Annotated in this window: 4 protein-coding genes and 1 pseudogene; 4 read left to right on the top strand and 1 reads right to left on the bottom strand. The window is 77.8% G+C overall.

Features of this window, described 5'->3' with window-relative positions; genetic code table 11:
- Positions 1-143: 143 nt before the first annotated feature.
- The 4 genes from ACFPBZ_RS29275 to ACFPBZ_RS29290 are packed head-to-tail and all read left to right on the top strand — an operon-like array spanning position 144 to position 4,782.
- Positions 144-503: a hypothetical protein gene (locus ACFPBZ_RS29275; protein ID WP_378039634.1), complete on the top strand. Its 360-nt coding sequence runs from the start codon at positions 144-146 to the stop codon at positions 501-503.
- The gene (locus ACFPBZ_RS29280; protein WP_378039635.1) at positions 500-2,743 is read left to right on the top strand and encodes a glycosyltransferase; all 2,244 of its coding nucleotides are present in this window, start codon (positions 500-502) and stop codon (positions 2,741-2,743) included. Before ACFPBZ_RS29275 ends, ACFPBZ_RS29280 begins: the two co-directional genes overlap by 4 nt.
- A complete protein-coding gene (locus ACFPBZ_RS29285) occupies positions 2,740-4,536 on the top strand; it encodes a hypothetical protein (RefSeq protein ID WP_378039636.1) in 1,797 nt (598 codons plus the stop codon). The genes ACFPBZ_RS29280 and ACFPBZ_RS29285 overlap by 4 nt, the downstream gene beginning before the upstream one ends.
- 15 nt (positions 4,537-4,551) lie before the next feature.
- Positions 4,552-4,782: a hypothetical protein gene (locus ACFPBZ_RS29290; RefSeq protein ID WP_378039637.1), complete on the top strand. Its 231-nt coding sequence runs from the start codon at positions 4,552-4,554 to the stop codon at positions 4,780-4,782.
- Positions 4,783-4,787: 5 nt separating this feature from the next.
- Here the strand turns inward: ACFPBZ_RS29290 and ACFPBZ_RS29295 are convergent.
- Positions 4,788-5,101, bottom strand: a pseudogene (locus ACFPBZ_RS29295) (hypothetical protein); the annotation flags it as partial.

Consider the following 5,101-nt stretch of genomic DNA (forward strand, 5'->3'; position numbering starts at 1 on the left):
TTCCGTCGCGGCCTCGCCGCCGCGGCGGCCGTCCCGATGTCGCTGGCCGCCGCGGGGACCGGCTACCTGCGCGGCCGGCTCGCCCGCGTCGCCCCCGCACCCACCCCGCCCGCGGTCCACCGCGGCGACGTGCGGTCCGCGTCGTGAGCGGCCGCCACCTCGTGCCCGCGGGGCTCGCCCTCCTGGGCCTGGTCGCCGCGATCAGCGCCGCGGTCGACCCCGGTCCCGGCCCGCTGCACACGCTGCGCGCCGTCGCGACGATCGCCTTCCTGCTCCTCGGGCCCGGCTGGGCGCTCACCGCGCTCCTGCGCCCCCGCGACCTGGCCGAGCGGGCGGTCGTGGCCGTCGGCGCCGGGGTGGCGCTGTGCATCGTCGTCGGGCAGGCGATGGTGGTGACCACGGCGTGGGAGCCGGTCGCCGCCCTCGTCGTCCTGGTGGTGCTGAGCGTGCCGGTGCTGGTGCGCCAGGCCGTCGACCTCGACGGCCGCCGGGACCCGGCATGACCACCGCGACCGCGGTCCGCGCCGACCCGGAGGCGGGGGAGGCCCGCGACGGCACCCTGCACGACGGCCTCGCGATGGCGCTCGCCGCCGGCGGATCGGCGCTCGTCGGGATGCTCGGCTGGGTCCTCGCGGCCCGCCAGCTCACCCCGGCCGAGCTGGGGACCGCCACGGCGTTCGTCTCGGCGTTCCTGCTCATCGCCGGGGCCACCGAGCTCAACGTCGGCATCGGGCTCCTGCGCTGGCTGCCGGGGGCCGGGTCGCAGTCGCGCCGCCTGCTCGTGGTCGCCCTCGGCGCGGTCGCGGGGCTCGCCGCGGTCGTCGCCGTCGGCTACCTGCTGCTCCCCGGGTCGGGCGTGATCGTCGAGGCCGTCACCGGCCCCGACCCGTCGCCGGGCGCGCACGCCGTCGGCGTGGGGCTCTTCGTGCTCACCGCGATGCTCTACGCGCTGTTCCAGCAGCAGGACTTCGTCCTCGTCGGGCTCGGGCGTCCCTGGTTGGCGCCCGCGCGCACCCTGCTCTTCGCCGTCGGCCGGCTGGGGATCGTCCTGGCCGCCGGCGCCTCCCTCACGACGACGACCGTGGTCGTCTCCTGGCTCGTCCCGCTCGCCGCCTGCGTCGCGCTGGTCTCCCTGCAGGCCCTCGTCCTCACCCGCCGGCGCGGCGGCGCGGCCCGGCTGCCGCGGCTGCGCGAGGCCGCCGGCTTCCTCGGCCCGACCTACCTGGGGCAGGTCGCCACCTCGGTGCTGTTCAACCAGGTGCCGCTGCTCGTCGTGCTGCGCTTCGGCCCGGAGGTCGGCGGCCGGTTCTTCCTCGTCTGGCAGGCCGTGACCGTCGTCGACGTGCTCGCCCAGTACTTCTCCAACTCCCTGTCCGCCGGTGTCGCCCGCGAGCCCGGCCGGGCCGCGGAACTCTCCCGCGCGGTCCGTCGCCGACTGCTCGGCGTCCTCGCCCCGGCGCTCGCCGTCGGGGTCCTGGCCGCCGAGCCGGTCCTGGCGCTCTTCGGTCCCGCCTACGCGGGCGAGGCCACCGCCCTGCGCATCCTGCTCGCCGGCCTCGTCCTGCGGCTGCTCGTGGTGCACCGCATCGCCGAGCACCAGGCCCTCGGCCGGGGCGTGCGCGTCGCCCGCCTCGCGGTGGCCACCACCGCCGGGATCGTCGGCGTCGCCGCCCTCGTGCCGGCCGGGCCCGCCGACCCACTGATCCTCTTCGCCCTCGGGTTCGTCGCCGTGCAGGTCGTCGCGGCCGGTGCCGTGGCGCTCCGGCGCCGCCGCGACCCCGCCGTCCGCCCGGCCCACCACCTCGCCACCCAGTTCGACGGGAGCCCCGCCGTGACCTCCACCCTCCTCGGGCACGACGACCTCGTCGCCGCCCCCGTCCTCGTCTCCGGCCGGCCGCGCACCGGCGCCCCGGTGGCGGTCTGCATCCCCGTCTACCAGGGCGGCCGGCACGTCGAGGCCACGGTGCGCTCGGTGCTCGACCAGACGCTGGCCGACGTCGAGCTCGTGGTGCTCGACAACGCCTCCACCGACGCCACCGCCGCGGTCCTCGCCGGGATCGACGACCCGCGCCTGACCGTGTGGCGCAACCCGGTCACGGTCGACATGGTCACCAACTTCCGCCGCGCCGTCGCCCTCTCGCACGCCCCGCTGCTCAAGCTGCTCCCGGCCGACGACGTCCTCGAGCCCGACTGCCTCGCCGCGCAGGTCGCCGCCTTCACCGCCGACCCGGGCCTCGCCCTCGTCGTCGGGCGCAAGCACCTCGTCGACGAGCACGGCCGGGTCCTGGCCCGCGGGCGCTTCGTCCGCCACGGGCTCGCCGGGACCCACGAGCGCCCCGACGTGGTGCGGCGCGTGGTCCGCTCGGGGGCCAACCCCATCGGCGCCGACGCCGCCGCGACCTTCCGCCGCGACGCCTACGAGGCCGCCGGCGGCTACCCCGACGACGCCGGGCTCGGCGACCTCGAGCTCTGGCTCCGCCTGCTCGAGCACGGCCGCTTCCTGGGGATGACGACCACCGTGGCCCGCTTCCGGGTCGGCGCCGACACCGCGTCGGCGGAGACCCACCGGCGCGACTACGACGCGCAGCGCGCCTTCACCGCCGACGTCGCCCGCTCGGCCCGCCCCGTCGTCCGCCGCCGCGACGTCGTCGCCGGCCGCGTGCACGCGCCCCTCGCCCGCCGTCGTCGGGAGCTGCTCTACGCGGCCGCCGGCGTCTCCGCCCGTCTCCGGAGGACCCGATGAGCGCCCCCACCGTCTCCCGGCCCGTCGCCACGCCGATCGGGCTGCTCGTGCCCCTGGCGCCCCGGCCCGCCGCGGTTCCCCGGCCTGCCCCGGCCATCCCGACTCCCGCTGCTGCGGCGCCGCGCACCTGGCCCGCCGCGGTGCTGCCGCCCGTGGCGGCGCTCGTCGGGGTCGGGCTCCTCGCGGTCTCGCGGGTCGACCAGGACGCCATGGGCGGGCTCGGCCTCGCCGGCGTGCTGCCGGTGACCGCATGGGCCGCGATCGTCCTCGTCGTGCTCGGCGCGGCGGGGGAGCTCCTCGGCCGGGCCCGGCCCCGGGTGCTGGCCGGGCTCACGGCCGCGCTCGCCCTCGTCACCACCGGGGTCGCCTCGGTGGTCGAGCCCGCCGCCCGGATGGCGGTCTCCTGGCTGCACCTCGGCTTCATCCAGGCGATCGCGGTGCACGGCGAGGTGCCGGTCGGCGTCGACTCGCGCTTCAGCTGGGCCGGCTTCTTCAGCCAGTGGGCCTTCCTGTCCGACGCCGCGGGCGGGGTGGACCTCGACGGGGTCCTGCGCTGGGCGCCGCCGGTGTTCGCGCTGATCTGGGCGACCGCGGTGCTCGTGATCGCCCGCCGGATCCTCGGCGGCACCCGCGCGCCGTGGGTCGCCGCGTGGCTCTTCCTCGCGCTGAACTGGATCGAGCAGGACTACTTCTCCCCGCAGGCCACCGCGATGGTGCTCGTCGGCGCGGTGTGGGTGCTCGCCCTCGGGCCGCTCGCCACGCGCCACGTGCCCGGCAGCCGCTGGCGGATGGCGCACCCGCGGAACACCGACCCGGGCGTCGTCGTGACCGCCTGGGGCCTGATCGGCCTGTCCCTCGTCGCCCTCGCGGTGTCCCACCAGCTCACGCCGTTCGCCCTGTTCGTCCAGCTCGGCGTGCTCGTCGCCGTCGGCCGCGTCTACGGCGGGCGCGGCCTGCTCCTGGTGCTCGTCGCCGCCGTGGCCGCCTGGGTGGTGCTCGGCGGCAAGGAGTTCTGGCTCAACCAGCTCGCGCTCGCCACCGGCGGTGTCGGCGACGCGGGCGGCTCGATGGCGGTCGCGCTGGCCGACCGGCTCGTCGGCGACCTCGGCCAGCTCGGGGTCAAGGTCGGCCGGGTCGTGCTCGCCGGTGCCACCGTGGCGCTCGCCGCGGTCGGCGCGCTGCTGCTGCGCCGCCGGACCGGCGACATGGTGTGGCTGCCCCTCGCGCTCGCCCCCGCCGGGCTGGTGCTGGTGCAGAGCTACGGCGGCGAGGTGCTGCTGCGCGTGCTGCTCTACGGCCTGCCGTTCCTCGCCGTCCTCGGCACCGAGGCCCTGCGGACGCTGTACCGCCGCCGGCCCCGGCTGCTGCGCCCGGTGCTCGTCGTCGGGCTGGTCCTGCTCGCCGCCGCGACCGTGACGATCCGGGGCGGCAACGACGCCTACACCTCGCTGCGGCCCTCCGAGATCGCCCTGACCCGCCAGGTCCTCGACGCCGCGCCCGCCGGCTCCACCGTGCTGCCGCTCTCGAGCACCGCCCCGACGCAGGTCACGCGCGTCGGCGAGGTCACCCAGACCCCGCGGGTCTGCGACCAGATCTCCGACGACCCGGTCCGCTGCGCCCTCGTCGAGGACCCGCAGGCGATCTTCTCCCTCCCGACGATGGACGCCGAGGGCGTCGTGCTCGACGGCCGGACCCCCGGCTGGAGCCGCACCGCCCTCGCCGCGATCGTCGCCACCGGTCACTACCGCGTCGCGGTCGACGACGGCCTCGCGGTCGTCCTCGTCCGCGTCTGAGCCGAAGGAGTCCCCGTGTACGACGTGCCCACCGACCCCGTCTCCATCGCCGCCTGGTCCCTCGCCGGCCTCGCGTTCGTGCTCGCCGTGGTGCGGGCGGTCCGCGTGGAGTACCGCGCCGCCGTCGCCTCCGACGGCCCGCAGCCGGCCGGACCGGCCGACGGCGCCCTCGACGCGACCCTCGCCCTCGTGCTGGCCGGGCTGCTGGCGGTCCTCGTGGCGATCGTGTGGGTCGGGCTGGGATGAGTCCCTCAGCGCTCGACGACCGCCGCCGCGTGGCGGGCCAGCGTCGTCCCGGCCACCTCGACCGTCGTGGAGCCGGTGTTGACCAGCAGCACGCCGTCGTCGGCGCGCAGGCCCAGGACCCGGCCGTCGGGGCTGCGCCCGACGTCGACGCCCCCGGCGGCGAGCCGGGGGACCAGCCAGCTCCAGGCGGGCGCCAGGGCGGTCGCCCGGCCGCCGTCGGCGGCGGCGGTGTCGGTCCAGAGCGCCGCGTAGGGGAACGACGCGGCGCTCTGCGGGCCCCACAGCAGCGCCGCCGACGCCCCGGCGCGGGCGAGCGCGG

This window comes from Actinomycetospora atypica (assembly GCF_042653685.1).
Classification (GTDB): domain Bacteria; phylum Actinomycetota; class Actinomycetes; order Mycobacteriales; family Pseudonocardiaceae; genus Actinomycetospora; species Actinomycetospora atypica.

What these genes read in the sequence shown, in the direction of transcription:
- ACFPBZ_RS29285 (WP_378039636.1), top strand. Translation starts at nt 2,740, where the DNA reads ATGAGCGCCCCCACCGTCTCCCGGCCCGTCGCCACGCCGATCGGGCTG.
- ACFPBZ_RS29280 (WP_378039635.1), top strand. Translation starts at nt 500, where the DNA reads ATGACCACCGCGACCGCGGTCCGCGCCGACCCGGAGGCGGGGGAGGCC.